Origin of the sequence: Brevibacillus ruminantium (assembly GCF_023746555.1) — a bacterium.
Lineage (GTDB): Bacteria > Bacillota > Bacilli > Brevibacillales > Brevibacillaceae > Brevibacillus > Brevibacillus ruminantium.
The window spans coordinates 1,380,542-1,396,389 of sequence record NZ_CP098755.1 but is presented as its reverse complement, the minus strand read 5'-3'; the positions used below and the strand labels follow the sequence as shown (position 1 = coordinate 1,396,389).

Genomic DNA, 15,848 nt, shown 5'->3' with positions numbered 1-15,848 from the left:
TCCCGCTCAGTTATTTATTGTTGCTCGTAAAGATACCTTTACACATGATAGACAAGCCTGCCCCCAACATAAGTAGAGCGTACTTGATAGTCATCCCCAAACACAATCAGATCGGCATCATATCCTGCTTGCAGCCGTCCTTTTCTACCTCCGATTCCGAGGATTTCGGCTGGTGTTTCAGTAGCCATCGCTACTGCTTCCGCGAGAGGGACACCCGAGAGAGTTACCATATTCTGCACCGCATGATTCAAGGTCAGGATGCTCCCCGCCAAGGTACCGTCAGCCAACTGCGCCTCTGCCCCCTGAACCTTCACTTCTTGTCCGCCTAAATCATACACGCCCTCACCTAAAGCGGCCGCACGCATCGAGTCACTTACCAACACCAATCGGGAAGCTGACTTGATCCGGTACAAAATCCGCATCACAGCCGGGTGGACATGCACACCGTCCGCAATCAATTCCGTGCTTAGCTGCTCATGATACATAGCCGCACCCGCCACTCCTGGTTCGCGATGATGCATCCCTGTCATCGCATTAAAGCAATGGGTAAAGTGACGGACACCACTTCGAACCGCACTTTCTGTCTGGGCGAAGCTGGCTCCCGAATGTCCGGCAGAAACGACGACACCCTGATCTTTCAGCCAGCGAATTGCCTCCAATGCACCCGTCTGCTCGGGTGCGATGGTGACGACTTTGATCAGGCCGTCCGCCAGCTCCCAAAGGCGCCGCACATCCTCTAGCGCTGGCGGAACGATATTTTCCTCTTTTTGAGCGCCTTTGTACCTCGGATTGATCCACGGCCCCTCCAGATGGATTCCGACGATGGAAGCTCCGTCCGTGCCCTTCCGAAATACTTCCACCACATTGCGAATGGCCTTTTCCAGATCAGCATATGGCGCGGTCATCGTGGTCGCCAAAAACGAAGTGACGCCATAGCCAGCCAGCGCACGGGAAATCGTCTGCAGCGCACGAGGAGTCCCGTCCATCGTGTCACTGCCGGCAATCCCGTGCATATGCATATCCACAAAGCCCGGGCAAATAAAGCCGTTCTCTACCCGCTCCACTTGCTCTGGCCATTCCTTTCCGTACCCTTCTGCCGGCCCTGCGTACTCAATGGCAGCACCATTCACCACGACCAGTCCGTCCAGGATGTCATGTCCGTTCGCTACCACCCTTCCCCGCAGGGCAAATCTTTTTGTCATTGTGTACCCCTCCATCTACTGCTGCTTGTTACGAGGCTCCTTTTCCGCCATGAGAGCTGCGAGTACGGGGGAGGCGAACCAATTCGTAGCCGCGCTTTTGACAGAACCGCCGTGCGTTCAGATTGTCATTGGTCGTCAAAAGCCAAATCCGCTTCATTCCGTTTTGCACAGCCGCTTGTTCTACCGCGAGCATGAACGGCACTGCCAATCCCTTGTCCTCCTCTATTGTAACGCAACCTACCCTCTCCAGCCGAAGGCAAAGTCTGTCGACAGGGTGACCGGCAGCTTTCCCGCAGGCGAAACGCGGCCCGTGAGCACCCGGGCCAGCGATTGCATGGCGAGTGGTCTGCTTTCGTAGCTGCATACATACGTACCTGCCCTTGGAAAGAGGGAATAATCAAACGGGTTGCGAATGGCCGCGACAATCAGCCGATTCCCATGGACGGCGAGCAGTTCATCGACAAGCTTGGACTGGCCGGGGAAAAAGGAGGCATTGTAAGTGGCGACGATGACCTGCCCGAAGTCTTTGCTGGAAGCGACTGCCTGTGCGATCTCTTCCGGTGTCGGGTCCGTTCCCACGACTTTCTCCAATATGTGCATCCCCATACTGCTCAGGTAATAAGCGAGCGTTTCCTTGTCCGCATAGCGTTCATCCGCGTCGTTGGCTGCCCTGACCACCGGCCAGATGACGCGCGTGTCCGCTCCTCTTCGCAGCGGCAGATTCTTCCCTTCATCCTTCACGACCGTGATGCTCTGCTCGCTGATCCGCTCAGCGGTCCGACGCTCTTCCGCTGCCTCCAACCGGGCTTCGACGGCTTCCCAGGGAAGTATGGCCTCCTCCATCCGCCGCTGCTGTTTGAGCCGCAATATTCGGGAGACAGATCGGTCGATACGCTCCTCAGAAATTCTGCCGCATTCAACCGCTTGCAAGAGGGCGTCAAACGCCTCCCGCTGACGTTCGTACCGGTGGCTGACCATGACCAGATCGACTCCCGCTTCCACCGCCATGACGGCAGCTGGCCCCACTCCGTAATGAACGGCGATCGCGTCCATTTCCAGGCAATCGGTAATCACGATGCCGTCATAGCCCCATTCTTCTCTCAAAATGCCGGTAATGACGGCAGGAGACAACGTGCTCGGCAGCTTCTTCGGCTCGATTTCGGGCAGCACGATATGAGCTGTCATCACCATGTCTACTCCAGCTTCCACCGCTTTCTTGAACGGCACCAGCTCCAGCTGCTCCAAGCGCTTCCGATCAAGCGGGAGAACAGGTATGTCAAAATGCGAGTCTACGCTCGTATCCCCATGTCCAGGGAAGTGCTTCACCGTCGCTGCGATCCCTGCCGACTGGAAGCCGCGAACCGCCGCAACCCCCATCCTGCTGACCAGCTCTGCCGTTTCCCCGTAAGAGCGGACGCCGATCACGGGATTGAGCGGATTATTATTAATATCGACGCTGGGGGCAAAATTGATATTTATTCCGAGTAAACGAAGTTCACTTCCGCTAATCCTCGCTAATTCGAAGGCGGCGGACTCATCCCGGGTAGCTCCGACTGCCATGTTACCGGGCAAAGGCGTTACCCCGCTCGTCACACGCATCACCATCCCGCCCTCCTGATCGATTGCGATGCCCAGCGGGATGCTGCTGTGCTCCGCTGCCCACTGCTTCAGTTCGCTTGATAGCCTGTGCAACTGCTCCACAGAGCCGGCATTGCGGCTAAAGTAGATGATATTGCCCAGTGCGCAGTGCTGGATCAGATCCCGTATCCCGTCTGTTGGCTGATGTCCGTCAAAGCCGCACACCAGCATTTGCCCTATTTTTTCGCGCAAGCTCAAATCCCCGATCATTCCCATTTCGCTCCACTCCCTCATTCTTTTTGTACTGCCTGCTCGCGGTATTCCGACGGCGTAAGTCCGGTGTTTTTTTGAAATACCTTGGAAAAATACCGCCGGTCTGGATAGCCCACTTCCCGGCTGATTTCATGAATGGTTTTTCCGCTCATGGACAGGAGAAAACGGGCACGCTCCATCCGCTGCTGTGTCAAATACTCGACAAAAGTGAGTCGCGTATGCTGCTTGAACAAAAGACTGAAGTAGCTGGAGCTGATGCCGAGCTGCCCGGCCACCTCTTCTACGCTCAAATCGCGGGTGAGGTGCTTTTGAATGTATTCCATGGCTCCGATCATCAACACGTCGCCGGTCTTCTTTTTTACGCTTTCCCGAATGCTGTCTTCCAGGACCTGGTGAATGACCTGCAAAAGCTCCCTGATCCCTTGCGCCCGCTCCAGCTTCATCCAGACCAGCTCCTCCAGCTGTCCGGTGATGATCTGCATGTCCTTCATCTCCCGTACCAGATGGAGCAAGTAATAGCGCAGGATTTGTTCCGTCCGCGTAAGCGAATACCTGGACGAAGGCTGCAGGTCATCGCGCATGCGGGATAGCGTCCGTTTGATCGAAGCCATGTCATGCCGTTTCAAACCGGACAACAGCTCTTCGAGAACGCTCCACCAGCCGTACTCAGCGGCGCCCTTTCGCGATGTGTCCGGCCTGGCGGCAAAAATAGCCTGCTCACGGTGTGCGAGATCGAAGTGAATCGCTTTTTTCACCTGTTGATACACTTCGGAAAGCTCCGGTACGGTAACGATTTCCGTATAATAGCCGACACTGAGTGAAAAAGAGAGGTGCTCGGAGATCGCCTTTTGCAAGCAGCTTGCCCAGCAGCCTATTTCCGCTTCCTCCAAGGGGCTTTCCCTTAACGCCAACAGACACCATTCGCCCTCGCGCATTGTCAGAACCAAGCCACTCGCATTTCCCGCAACCCGGGCAAAGCAGTCGCGCAGCACGTTTTGCACGGAAAAATTCCACAGGTTGCGCTCCTCATGGCTCCAGTGACGCGCGAGCTGCGGGTAATCGTCCAGATCGGCGACGAGTACTGCATACCTCTCCCCCCACGCCTGGGTTTTCCCTGTGATCGTGTAATGGCAATGCCCTGCCGCTTGCCCCATCAACGCATCGAACAGGTACTTTTGCTTGGAAAGCTCGGTAAACTCCCGCCACACCTTTTCCTCCATGGAACGTGCCTGCTTGCGCTGACGTATTTCTCCGCCTACTCTCTCGATTACCTCATGCAGCTCCTGATAGTTGATCGGTTTGACGATGTAATCCTTGACCCCATAGCGGATCGCCGAGCGGGTATACTCAAAATCGGTAAAGCCGGTCAGCAAGATCACCTCGCACGGCTCGCCCGCCTCGCGAATTTCCTTCACCAGCGAGACCCCATCCATGATCGGCATGCGGATATCGGACAAAATCAGATCCGGCCGATGCTCCTGAAAGGCAGCCCATGCTTCTGCCCCGTTTTGCGCCAGGGAGACGACCTGCATGTCCAGCAGCTCCCACGGAATGACCATGTTCAAATTTTTCAGAATATGAATCTCGTCATCCACCAGCATGACGTTCAGCTTCATGCAACTCCTCCTGACTGTACTTCGGAATCACGCACCGCACCGTCGTTCCTTCGCCCGGCATGCTGCACAGAAAGAGTCCGTACGCCTTTCCATAGGAGATACGTATCCGGTCCGCTACATTGGCCACGCCCAGCCCCCGGCGGTCCATTCGTCCCTGTGGTGAGACGTTCGCCGCCTTATGGGCCCATACGAGGCGGCCGCCTGCCGCTGTCTTTGCCTGCATTCCCGTTTGATTTGCCATGCCGGACTCAGCCAGCAGGGCTAATTGATCTGCGGTCATTCCTTTGCCGTTGTCGCGGATCGTAAGAACGATCGATCCCTGCCGCTCTTCTGCGGTGATGGAGATGAATCCGGTCCGGTTGATCCCTTCAAAGCCGTGCTGGATGCTGTTCTCCACCAGCGGCTGCAAGGTCAGCTTGAGGATGGAGTATTCATACAAGTGAGTCGGTATCTGGATCTCGTACGAAAATAAATTTTCAAACCGGAACGACTGAATTTCCAAATAGCTGCGCAAATGCTCCAGCTCCCGCCTGATCGGGATATGCTCACGGTCACTGATGCTGATGCGAAGAATATTGCCCAGCCGGTAAATCATCTGGCTTACCTTTTGCCCTTCGTTCTGGATCGCCAGCACATTGATCGACTCCAGCGTGTTAAACAGAAAGTGCGGGTGAATTTGTGCCTGAAGCAGCGCAAGCTCCGCCCGTTTTTTACGCTCCTGCTCCCGTTTCACCTCCTCCAGCAGATGCTGGATGGTCCCGACCATGCTGTTGAACCCTCCGGACAGCCTTGTCAGCTCATCATTGCCGGACAGCTTTGCCCGAACCGTAAGATCCCCGCGCTCGGCCCGTTTCATCAAGCGCACGATCTGAATAATCGTCCGGGTAATCCTGTTGACGAACAGCATGTTAAACAGGAGCGCGGCGATCAGCGAGAGCAGCAAGACCCCGCCGACCCACCGGGCAATCGTCGTACTGTCATGGGAGACAGAAGCCCAGGAAGCGACGGAAACGAGGTACCATTCGCTCGCCGGGAGCTTGTAGACAGAAAAAAGGCTGTCCTCGTCCTGCAGTATTCCCCGATAGCTTTGATACTCTATGTCTGGCTGGAACGGAGCGGATTTCAGCAGGTTGGTACCGCCCAATTCCATTCGCGAATCGTACAGGACCATCCCCTGTTTGCTGGCGATCAGGTAACGACCGTTTTGCCGATAGGTCAGAGGCGTCTGGGAAAACATCCGGTGCAGCTCCCCTATTTTCACTTCCATCAGAAGAATCGCCCTGTTGTCAAAGGTGTTCATCTCTTTGACGAGGCGCACCTGCGTGAAAACCCTGTCGTTTGCGCTCAGATCAGGCTGTTCATACGGACCTATCCACACAGGGTGTCCGTTTTTCTCGATGGCCTGCCCAACAATCGGGTGCCGGATAAATGTCTGATACGGGATCGTCTGCCCCTGCGGACGGAAGGTTTTGAACATGCGCCCATCGAGCCGATACAACGCTACGTACTGAACGGCCGGGTGGATGAAAAAAACGCGGCGCAGCGCCATCTCCGCTTCGTTTGTCTCCAACAGCTCGTTGGCGTCCGAGGTCGCGCTGGCAGTGAGAAACGGCTGCAGGGCAGGACTCGTGATCCCGGCATCAGAGACATTGTTAATTTCTGACAGAACATACTGGAGATTTCTGCCCAAAGCCTTCAGCGTCTCTTCCGTATGCTCCCCGTAGCGCTTTTGAATGGCGTTTTGCGAGAGAAAATACGTAACCGTCCCCAGCAGGCAGAGCGGAATGATGATAAATCCGATAAACGCAATAATCAGTTTATGGCGCAGATTACGAAGCATACGGATTATCCTTTCACGCTGCCTGCCGTCACCCCCTCAATGATTTTTCGCTGTAAAAAGAGGTAGACAATCACGACGGGCACGACGCTGTACATGACCGCCGCGGACAACAGCGCATAATTTGTCTGAAACGCATCCTTGAATACGGACATGCCCACCGGAAGGGTTCGCAGCTTTTCCTTGGAGAGAAACAGCAATGCCATGATAAATTCGTTCCACACGTTGATAAAGTTGAGAATAAATACGGTCACGATCGCCGGCATCGTCACGGGAAGGATAATCCGGACAAACAATCCGAACGCGCCCAAGCCGTCTACGATCGCCGCTTCCTCCAGCTCGCGCGGGATTGCCTTCATAAAAGCTGACAGAATAAATATCGTGACGGGGAGAGCAAAGGTAGCATTGATCAAAATCAGGGACAAGTGCGTGTCGATCAGCTTCATCTCTTGCAGCAGCCTGTAGAGAGGGATGAGCAGCGCCCCGCCCGGAACGACAAGACCGAGCAGGAAAAACTGGTAGACCCAGTTGCTCAACCGTGGAAAGTTCATCCGGGTGATGGCGAAGGCCGCAGCCGAGCCGATGATGACGATCAAAATGCAGGAGATCGTGCTGATGTACAGGCTGTTGAAGAAGTAGGTGCTTACTTTCGCCGTTTTCCACGCTTCCACGTAGTTTTGCCACTGAAGAGACGACGGCAGCCCCCAGGGGCTTTCCGTAATTTCCCGAGGCGTCTTCAATGACGAGAGCGTCAGCCAGACGAGCGGATACAAGGTGACGAGGACGTATACAGTCAAAAGCATGTGGGGAATGACATTCCGGCGGTACATCCAGGTGCGCATCAGAGCTCCACCTCCTGCTCTTTTTTGTTGGCCCGCTGAATGATCCAGGCAAACAGCAGCGTGAGCAGAAAGATCACGACGGCAATCGCGCTTCCATAGCCGTATTCGTATTCCCGAAATGCCTTCGTGACCATGTAGGTGGCCAGAACATCTGTCGTCTGGAATGGCCCGCCTTCCGTCATCACCATGATGATGTCGAGCGCCTTCATCGAGCCGGAAACATTGAGCAAAAAGATAACCACCAGGACGGGCCGGATCAGCGGCAGCGTGATATACCACGTTTTTTGCCATACATTCGCCCCGTCAATCTCCGCCGCCTCCGTCAGTTCCCGCGGCACTCCGAGTATGGCAGCCAGGACAAGCACGACGTAAAAACCGGTCCATTGCCAGGCGTTGGCGACCAAGACGCTGATCATCGCCCACTTCGGGTCCGAGAGCCAATACTGTGTCAGAGAGTCAAGGTGAAGCAAACGCAAAAAGTTGTTCAGCAGCCCGGCGTCCGGATGGTAAATATAGAGCCACAGGACCCCTACCACCGCCGTGGAGAGAACGGTCGGGAGAAAGACGCCGGTACGGTAAAAGGTTTGAAATCGTCTCACCTGGCTCAAGAGCAGAGCGACAACTACGATGATCGGCATGGAGATGAAGGTGCTGAACAGGATGAAGGAGACGTTGTTGAAAAAGGAGCGTCGAAATACCTCATCCTCAAGCAGCCCGGCGAAGTTGTCCAGTCCGACGAATGTCTTCTCCGTCACGCCGTCCCATTGAAAAAAGGCATAATAGAGAGACTGCACCAGCGGGATTCCCATAAATATAACGTACAATCCAATTGCTGGTAGCAAAAACATAAAAAAAAGCCACGGCCTTGTCAACACGTTGTTCATTTTATGCCTCCATATTCACCAGTAAGCGTTATCGAGTAAGAGAGGGAGCCACTTGACTGTGCGAAGTGGCTCCTCTTTCATGCTGCTTTATGGCCTTTTCGGAATACTTATTTGCTCTGATTCGCCTTGTCCTGCTCTTTTTGCAGGCGCTCTGCTACCTGCTCCGGCGTTTTCACCTTGCCGATCAGCTCCTGCAGAGAATTTTCCACAGCGAGCTTGACCGGAGGCTGCACGACGGCATCATACGCTCTCCAGGTGCTGCTGGCGTTGTTGATCGTCTGAATAACCTCGGTAATCAATTGGTCGGCACCGGACAGATCGCTCAGCTTCATCGACGGAAGCACCCGGTCCTCCACCAGCATCCGTTTTTCCACCTCTTCGTTGAAATGCTCCTTGATAAAGGCATAGACCATCTGTTTCTGCTCCTCGGTCAGCTCTTTGGAGAAGCCGAAGCCATTGGAGTAACCGGCGTTGATCGAGGTCTGATCCCCCTTGCCTCCGCTGATCGCCGGGAAGGGGAAGAAACCGATCTGCCCTTTCAGATCGCCTGCCTCGTCGCCGCTGTAGCGAGTCGCATCCCAGCTTCCGGTAAAGACCATGCCGGCCTCTCCTCGCAGGAACTGGGCTCCCTGATCGGAGTATGGCAGGCCGAGCGCCCCTTTGGTAAAGTAGTCGGCATTCACTAGAGAAGCGTAGTCAGATAGTGCCTTCACGCTTTCCGGATCAGTCCACTTGTGAGTGCCGTTGACCAATCCTTCAATTGCCGCCATCCCTGCATTTCGTTCCAGTATCGTGTTGAACAGCATCGCGTTGACCCAGCCGTCCTTGGCCGCCAGTGCAAGCGGCACTTTGCCAGCCGCTTTCAGCTTCTCGTTCACGGCGATAAATTCATCCCAGGTCTTCGGCACGCTGAGACCCAGCTCGGCAAACAGCTTTTTATTGTAGAAAAATCCTTCGGCATACCCGCCTATCGGCAGACCGTAGACGCGGCCGTCGACCGTGAACTCCTCCAGATTGACAAACTTGTCCTTCAAGCCCGATTCGGTCAGAAAATCGGTCAAATCAAGCAGTCGTCCCGCCTTGACGTACAGCTTCGTATCGGCCCCGCCAAACATCTCGAAGATTTTCGGGGGATTCCCTGCCGCCATCTCCGCCTTCAGCTTTTGATCGCGGTTGACGTTTTCATCCATGCCTTCCAGCTCGATTTTGAGACCCGGATTATTTTCTTCTGTCTTTTTGACGACATCCTCCAGAATTTTCAGTCTCTTCTTGCTTGTCTCCTTGATTTGCGTATGCCTGAGTGAAAGAGTGACATCTTTTTTGACAGCGCTTCCAGAATTGTCTGCAGGTGTTGTCGAACCTGCCGGCGCCTGCGGCTGCGTGCTTGTGCTGGCACCGCCGCCGCTGCTACAGGCGGCGACGACCAACAGAGATGACATCAACAGCAGGGCTCCCGCCCGTTTCCATGCATGTTTCATTGCCTGTTTCATTTCAGACCCCCCATTTCCCCTGATTTTTCCTTTGTACGATCATTATAGGTTTGAAAGGTTTTGGCAGGTAGGTCGAAATTTCTTTACAAACAGGGGGAAAAACCTCTAGGGGGCTGATGGTTCCTCAGACCCGGCTGACATGAAAACGAGCAGCGCCCATTTCGCATTTTTTAGTGATTCCGGTGTAAAATCAACGGTCCTGATGATTTGCTCATCAGTCGCCTGCATGCCCCATACCGCAGCACGCTCGCCATCCTGCAAATTCAGTTCCTCCGCAAGCTCGATCGGACTGCTGGCGACCTGCTTCGCATCCACGACCCAATCAAGCTGACTGCTGGACGAGCCATTTTTATCGGTGAGGGCAACCGTGATTTCGTAATGCGTCTTATTTGGATCTTCTCCCTGGATGCCCTTCACGGAAAAGATCGCTTCCCCGTCAAAGCTGTATAGCCCCTCTTTGCCGTCTTTATCCCTGATGCTTTCCCCAAATTCACCGAGCGTCTCTGTCTTTTTGCCGTATTCCCACACTTCCAGCGTAGTTTTGATCTCGCCGCTCTTTCCGCGATATTTTACTTGAACCGCACCGGACATCAGTCCCAAGAACGGCTTGAATTTTTGCGCATCGCCTGCAAATAGATCGACCGGTTTTACTTGCATAGCCGCCTCAGGTGCCTTCTCCACTGGCGTACATGCCGCTGCCGATACTGCCAACCCAGCAACCAGAACAAGTCCGAACCATTTTTTCATTGATTTTGTCTCCTTTGCCGCTCATAAATCTGTTATCCACTAGAACGAATCCATTGTAACCAATAACCAACGGCGAAACAATTGACCGATGGCTCAGAGTTTGCTGTCTTTGCAGGCAGGAAATTAGAAAACTTGGCTACACCAAGCTGGAGTGGCCTTCGTTGCACTTATACTTTCACCCTCTATCGCGTTAGCGAAATTAAACTTTTTGAAAGTAGAAAAAAGCTCCGCCTAGTCAATCGGCGGAGCCTTTCACGCGATTTTTTCCATTTCGATCATACAGGTGAGACAGCTGCTCTCCGGAACCCGCCTTTCCGGCCTATCTGCCGGATATCTCTGAAGCGACCGAGCTTTTGCCGCTTCCCGGCTCGCGGATCGGAGCACGCTGGATCACCGTTTTCCCAGCAATTCTTCCGTCTCTTCCACCAGTTTGCGCATTAGCTGCTCCGCGCTGATCGCTCTGCCAAGTGCCCCGGACTGCCCCGCCCACATCGAGAGAAATTCGCTTCTCTCCTGCTTGGTTGCGGCCTGGCGAATATCGCGGGTCATCGCGTTTTGCACCGGATACGCAGGTATTTCTTCTGCAAAAGGAGCGAGCAGCTGCATGAATTCATTGGTCACGCCGCGGGCCGCTTTTCCGGAAAAGGCCGTGGTCAGGACCGTCTCCTCGTCGCTGGACGACAGTACAGCCTGCTTGTGCAAACGATGGGCACCGCTCTCTTCCGTCAGGAGAAAAGCTGTACCAAGCTGAGCGGCCTGCGCTCCCAGCATGAACGCTGCGGCGATTCCTCTGCCGTCCATGATGCCGCCTGCGGCAATGACCGGAATGGACAGCCGGTCCGCCATTTGCGGCACCAGTGCCATCAAGCCGACCAGGTTGTTCGGCGAATCCGGCAAAAACGAACCGCGATGCCCCCCTGCTTCACTTCCTTGGGCTACTACCATGTCAACGCCGCTTGCTTCCAAGGCGGCGCCTTCCCGTACCGTCGTGGCTGTCCCGATAACGGCGATGCCGCGCTGCTTGCACTCAGCCATCCACCTTTTATCCAAAAGACCAAAGGTAAAGCTGAACACAGGCACCTGCTCTTCCAACACAGCAGCCATCTGCTCCTCGAAGGGCTCAGCGACCTTCCCGAACTCGGGGTCTTCCGGGATGCCCAGGCGGCGCCTCGTCTCATTCATGATCTGCCGGACTGCTTCGCCCGGTGCAGATTTGCCTGTCGCTTCCTCGGGAATGAACAGATTGACGCCAAAAGGCTTGTCAGTCAGCTCGCGGATGGCGCGGATCGCTGTGCGAATCTGCTCGCCGCTCATGTAGCCCGCTCCCAGCGTGCCCAGTCCGCCAGCCTGAGAGACGGCTGCAACCAGCTGTGGAGTCGTCGTTCCCCCTGCCATTCCCGCCTGGATGATCGGCAGGTCGATTCCCAATCTGCTTGTCACTTCATTACCGGTCCACATAAAAGCTCGCTCCTCTCTGATCTTTCCTACTCGTTTTCCCCTCGAAGCAAATCGATAAAATGAGTCAGAATCCGTGCAGTCATCCCCCACACGATCCGTCCCTCCAGCTGGTAGAAGTAGTGGGAGACAGAGCCAAACCGCCACGGATACCCTTCTCCGCCCGGTATGAGGTGGTACGGGTAATCCGGCCCCGGCTCTACCCGCATTTTCGCCAGGTAAATGTCAGGGCTTGTCGCAAGCAGTGTGGCAAGCGGCACCAAAAACACTTCGCCTACCTCAGCGGGATTCGGATGCAGCTCCTCCAAGGAATCAAGCAAGCCGACAAAAGGGTATATGCAGGCAGCAGGAGTGACCAGCGTATCCAGTGTACCGGCGTAGCGAATGCGCTCCAGCGGCAGTCCCAGCTCCTCACTCGTTTCCCTGCGTGCAGCATCCCACTCGGACGCGTCCTCCGGATCAATCCGGCCGCCGGGAAAACAGATTTCCCCGGCCTGTCTTCGCATCGTTGCGGCCCGTTTTTCAAACAGCACAGACAATTGTCCGTCTTCCCCTTTTACCAAAGGGATCAGTACGCTGAAGCGGGAGAAATTCTGTTCTCCCATAATCCCCGGCCTGTGCTTTCCAAGAACTGCTTCCACTTCGGCAACTGTTTTTCCTACCCCTCTGTTTATTCCGTCCGTCATCGGATTTCAGCCCCCATTTCATGCAGCCTGAAAAAACGCGGGCGATAGAGTTGGCAACATCGTACTCCACGCCGGTTACAAGCCGTTCTTTCCCGTTAGTCCTGCTAGTCCTGCTGTGATCTTACTGATCTGCAGCTAGACCTCTATGTAAACAGATATTTCAATTAAATTCTGATCGGGATCGCGCAGATAGACCGAGCGGATTTTCCCGACCGCTCCTGTCCTGTCTACCGGCCCTTCCAAAATCGGGACGCCGCACGCCTCCAGATGCGCGACAACCTGCTCCAACGGAACCGACGCAATCAAACAAAGGTCGGCGGAGCCCGGAACAGGCTTGTCGGCTTTGGGTTCAAACTCGCGCCCGGCCTGATGCAGATTTATCTTTTGCCGGCCAAACTGCAGCGCCCTCCTCCCGCCGCCAAACGTCACAACCGTCATGCCCAGCACCTTTTCATAGAATGCACAGGTTGCCTCCACGTCCTTTACAGTAAGCACAAGATGATCCAGTCTATCTATCATTTCCCTCTTCCTTTCCTCGTGGTTCCTGGCAAAAGGAAAGAGACGCCGTCTCCTTCTTTCAGGATACCACGTCTCTTTGCTTTCGTTTACCTGTTATTACGCTTTTAGCTATGTCGTACGGCTCAATTCACCAATCAACTCCGCGAACTGATGGAAGACGGGATCGTTCACAGGGAAGTTTATCCGAAAGTTCCGCCCAAGGTAGAGTACTCCATGACTGCGCTCGGCATGACTATTCGGTTGAAGCGCACCCATACATCCCATTTCCGCGCGGCCTTCCTTCGGTAGGAAACATTTGCTTCCTCTGCTTATTTCCCGTATTTCACTACCTTCAGCAAGGAGGAAATGGTTGAGGAATGCATCGCTTCATGGACGATAGAAAAGTTAATGACCTCGCCGACCGTTGTGAATCGCAGCGGTCCCATTTCCACAGGCGATTTCAGCGGTTCCTCCAGCTTGTCGGGAGATATCTCTGCGATGCGGGCAAGCTGCTCTGACAAGTGCTGGACAAGCTCTTCCTTTGTTGGAGGCGTGGCAGTCCAGTCGGACGGCTTCGTCCCCGTGTTGAATAAAGCAGTATACGATTCCGGAAGGCGAGACACATCAGAGAAGCCCAGGGAGAGAAAGGATTCCAGACAAAAGACGATATGGCCGACATTCCATCTGATCGTGTTGTTAAACTGTGGAGGTTGAACATCGAACAGCTCCTCCGGGATCGATTGAACCTGGTGCAGTACGATTTGGCGAACAGATTTTGCCGTGTTGATAATGTTTTGAGACATAAGGTCATTCCTCCATTTCATTCTCCGTTATTGACTGAGTGCTTCTTTGTCAAAACAACTGTACCCTTTTTAAAAGTGCTCTACAATCCCCCATTTCCGATTATAATGATAACAAAAAATGATGATAACCGCGGGGAGAGGGATTCATGGAACTGCGACAATTGGAATACTTTATCGCCGTTTGCGAGGAGATGCATTTTTCCAGGGCATCTGAGAAGCTTTGCACCACTCAGTCCAATCTCAGTCAACAGATCAAGTTTTTGGAAAATGAGCTGGGGGTTCCGCTCTTTGACCGGATGGGAAAAAGAATCGCGCTGACGGAAGCGGGGAAAGTATTGCTGGAACAAAGCCGACATGTGTTTTCCCATATCGCATACGCTCGTGATGCTATTGCCGAAATGAGAGATATTCAAGGCGGAACACTCACGATCGGGGTTCTGCCCGGAGATGCGGATCTACTCTTTAATGCTTTGCTCGTCGAATTTCACCAAACCTATCCGCAATTGTCTCTATCCGTCATCGAATCTACGAAGGTTTTGGAGCAGGTTATCAGCGGCAGCATCGACATCGGCGTAACGACTGCGCCTCCCCCCAGTGATCGAATGACCGTACTACCGTTATTCCACGAAGAATTTGCGCTGGCTATTCGCGCAGACCACCCGCTCTCCATGGAAAAAGCGATTCCGCTGGCCGAACTGCAGCACTTGAAAATGGTCATGTTCCCCTCGGACCATCAAGTCAGACAAGTGATCAGCCGTTATTGTCTTCAGGAAGGTTTCCGTCTGCAGCCCCATATCGAAACGACTACCCTGTCCTCCCTTCTTACACTGGTGGAGCAGGGGATCGGTGCATGCGTACTGCCCCGGCTGCTGCTGGAAAATCTCAACCGAAAAGAGATCGCGATCATCTCGCTTCTGGACCCGACACCTAGCCAGGACATCTGTATCGTCCACCGTTCGGACAGATACATGGGATTTGCAGCCCGAACGTTTATCGATACGTTGACTGCTTATATCCAAACAGCGAGCGCCTAAACAAAAAAGCACTCCAACTCTTTTACATAAGCTGCCAGATAAAGTCAGCATGACCTAATCCGTTTTTCGAAAAAGTCGAAAACGTGGTCTCTCCGTTATCGGCTTCAACAAAAAAAAGGGGATTGCGTCATCCCCTCCTCAGGCTGTTATAGAAAGTCGACAGCCATTTTTATTTAGCTCACGCACCCAAAGCGTAGCGAACAGCGGCTTCCGCATGTATCTTTGTCGTGTCAAATACGGGAACGGCACAGTCTTCCTGCCCGATCAAGAGGCCGATTTCTGTACAGCCCAGAATGATTCCCTCGGCGCCCTGCTCGATCAGGCGTCGGATTACTTCCAGGTATCGTCCTTTCGACTCTTCCCGAATAACACCCTGGCAAAGCTCCTTGTAGATGATCGCATGCACAGCTTCCCGATCTTCCTCAGAAGGAATAAGCACGTCCAACCCGTGCTTGTCCCTCAGCCTTCCCGTATAAAACTCCTCTTCCATCGTAAATCGGGTGGCGAGCAGGCCCACTCTCGTCAAACCTGAAGCCTTGATAGAGTGAGCTGTGGCGTCGGCAATATGGATAAAGGGAAGCGGAACCTGCGCCTCGATCTCCTCCGCCACCTTGTGCATCGTATTGGTGCACAGCACAATCATCTCGGCCCCGGCAGACTCCAGTCTTTGGGCCGCACGTACCATCTCTGCGCCCAATTCCGTCCATTCTCCCTGATGCTGCAAATGCGCGATTTCGGCAAAATCAACCGAGAATAGGAGGCATTTGGCGGAATGAAGATCCCCTCTTTCCATCTTCACCGCTTCATTAAGCAAACGATAATAAACCGCTGAGGACTCCCAGCTCATCCCGCCGATCAATCCGATTGTTTTCATGGTCCGCTCCTCTTCTCCGCTGTATTTTC

The 15,848-nt window shown here is 54.1% G+C and carries 15 protein-coding genes and 1 pseudogene; 2 read left to right on the top strand and 14 right to left on the bottom strand.

Annotation, left to right across the window (positions count from 1 at the left end):
• Positions 1-38 precede the first annotated feature (38 nt).
• From nagA to NDK47_RS06710, 12 genes are all read right to left on the bottom strand, one after another.
• Entirely contained in the window at positions 39-1,202 is a 1,164-nt protein-coding gene (nagA, locus tag NDK47_RS06765; protein ID WP_251874095.1) for an N-acetylglucosamine-6-phosphate deacetylase, read from the bottom strand.
• Positions 1,203-1,230: 28 nt separating this feature from the next.
• Positions 1,231-1,404: a GNAT family N-acetyltransferase gene (locus tag NDK47_RS06760; RefSeq protein WP_251876031.1), complete on the bottom strand. Its 174-nt coding sequence runs from the start codon at positions 1,402-1,404 to the stop codon at positions 1,231-1,233.
• Between the two features lie 35 nt (positions 1,405-1,439).
• On the bottom strand, positions 1,440-3,056 hold the full coding sequence (locus NDK47_RS06755; protein ID WP_251874094.1) for a glycoside hydrolase family 3 protein: 1,617 nt from the start codon (positions 3,054-3,056) through the stop codon (positions 1,440-1,442).
• Positions 3,057-3,070: 14 nt separating this feature from the next.
• Positions 3,071-4,669, bottom strand: a complete 1,599-nt coding sequence (locus tag NDK47_RS06750) for a response regulator (RefSeq protein ID WP_251874093.1) — start codon at positions 4,667-4,669, stop codon at positions 3,071-3,073.
• Entirely contained in the window at positions 4,641-6,509 is a 1,869-nt protein-coding gene (locus NDK47_RS06745) for a cache domain-containing sensor histidine kinase (RefSeq protein ID WP_251874092.1), read from the bottom strand. The genes NDK47_RS06750 and NDK47_RS06745 overlap by 29 nt, the downstream gene beginning before the upstream one ends.
• 5 nt (positions 6,510-6,514) lie before the next feature.
• Positions 6,515-7,348: a carbohydrate ABC transporter permease gene (locus NDK47_RS06740; RefSeq protein ID WP_251874091.1), complete on the bottom strand. Its 834-nt coding sequence runs from the start codon at positions 7,346-7,348 to the stop codon at positions 6,515-6,517.
• Positions 7,348-8,232, bottom strand: coding sequence for a carbohydrate ABC transporter permease (locus NDK47_RS06735; RefSeq protein ID WP_251874090.1), 885 nt, complete (start codon positions 8,230-8,232; stop codon positions 7,348-7,350). Before NDK47_RS06735 ends, NDK47_RS06740 begins: the two co-directional genes overlap by 1 nt.
• Positions 8,233-8,339: 107 nt before the next feature.
• Positions 8,340-9,722, bottom strand: a complete 1,383-nt coding sequence (locus tag NDK47_RS06730; protein WP_251874089.1) for an extracellular solute-binding protein — start codon at positions 9,720-9,722, stop codon at positions 8,340-8,342.
• A gap of 105 nt (positions 9,723-9,827) precedes the next feature.
• Positions 9,828-10,469 carry a hypothetical protein gene (locus NDK47_RS06725; RefSeq protein WP_251874088.1) on the bottom strand — a complete coding sequence of 214 codons (642 nt, stop codon included), beginning with the start codon at positions 10,467-10,469 and terminating at the stop codon, positions 9,828-9,830.
• Positions 10,470-10,859: 390 nt separating this feature from the next.
• The gene (locus tag NDK47_RS06720) at positions 10,860-11,927 is read right to left on the bottom strand and encodes an NAD(P)H-dependent flavin oxidoreductase (RefSeq protein ID WP_251874087.1); all 1,068 of its coding nucleotides are present in this window, start codon (positions 11,925-11,927) and stop codon (positions 10,860-10,862) included.
• A 26-nt stretch (positions 11,928-11,953) separates the two neighbouring features.
• Positions 11,954-12,610: an NUDIX hydrolase gene (locus tag NDK47_RS06715; RefSeq protein ID WP_251874086.1), complete on the bottom strand. Its 657-nt coding sequence runs from the start codon at positions 12,608-12,610 to the stop codon at positions 11,954-11,956.
• Between the two features lie 135 nt (positions 12,611-12,745).
• Complete coding sequence (locus tag NDK47_RS06710) at positions 12,746-13,129, bottom strand: VOC family protein (protein WP_251874085.1); 384 nt, start codon at positions 13,127-13,129, stop codon at positions 12,746-12,748.
• A gap of 129 nt (positions 13,130-13,258) precedes the next feature.
• Here NDK47_RS06710 and NDK47_RS06705 point away from each other — a divergent pair.
• Positions 13,259-13,366: pseudogene (locus NDK47_RS06705) on the top strand (winged helix-turn-helix transcriptional regulator); the annotation flags it as partial.
• 71 nt (positions 13,367-13,437) lie between these two features.
• Here NDK47_RS06705 and NDK47_RS06700 read toward each other — a convergent pair.
• Complete coding sequence (locus NDK47_RS06700; protein WP_251874084.1) at positions 13,438-13,911, bottom strand: DinB family protein; 474 nt, start codon at positions 13,909-13,911, stop codon at positions 13,438-13,440.
• A gap of 146 nt (positions 13,912-14,057) precedes the next feature.
• Here NDK47_RS06700 and NDK47_RS06695 point away from each other — a divergent pair, with 146 nt between their 5' ends.
• Positions 14,058-14,945, top strand: a complete 888-nt coding sequence (locus NDK47_RS06695) for a LysR family transcriptional regulator (protein ID WP_251874083.1) — start codon at positions 14,058-14,060, stop codon at positions 14,943-14,945.
• Between the two features lie 178 nt (positions 14,946-15,123).
• Here the strand turns inward: NDK47_RS06695 and NDK47_RS06690 are convergent, their stop codons facing one another.
• A complete protein-coding gene (locus NDK47_RS06690) occupies positions 15,124-15,819 on the bottom strand; it encodes an aspartate/glutamate racemase family protein (protein ID WP_251874082.1) in 696 nt (231 codons plus the stop codon).
• Positions 15,820-15,848 lie beyond the last annotated feature (29 nt).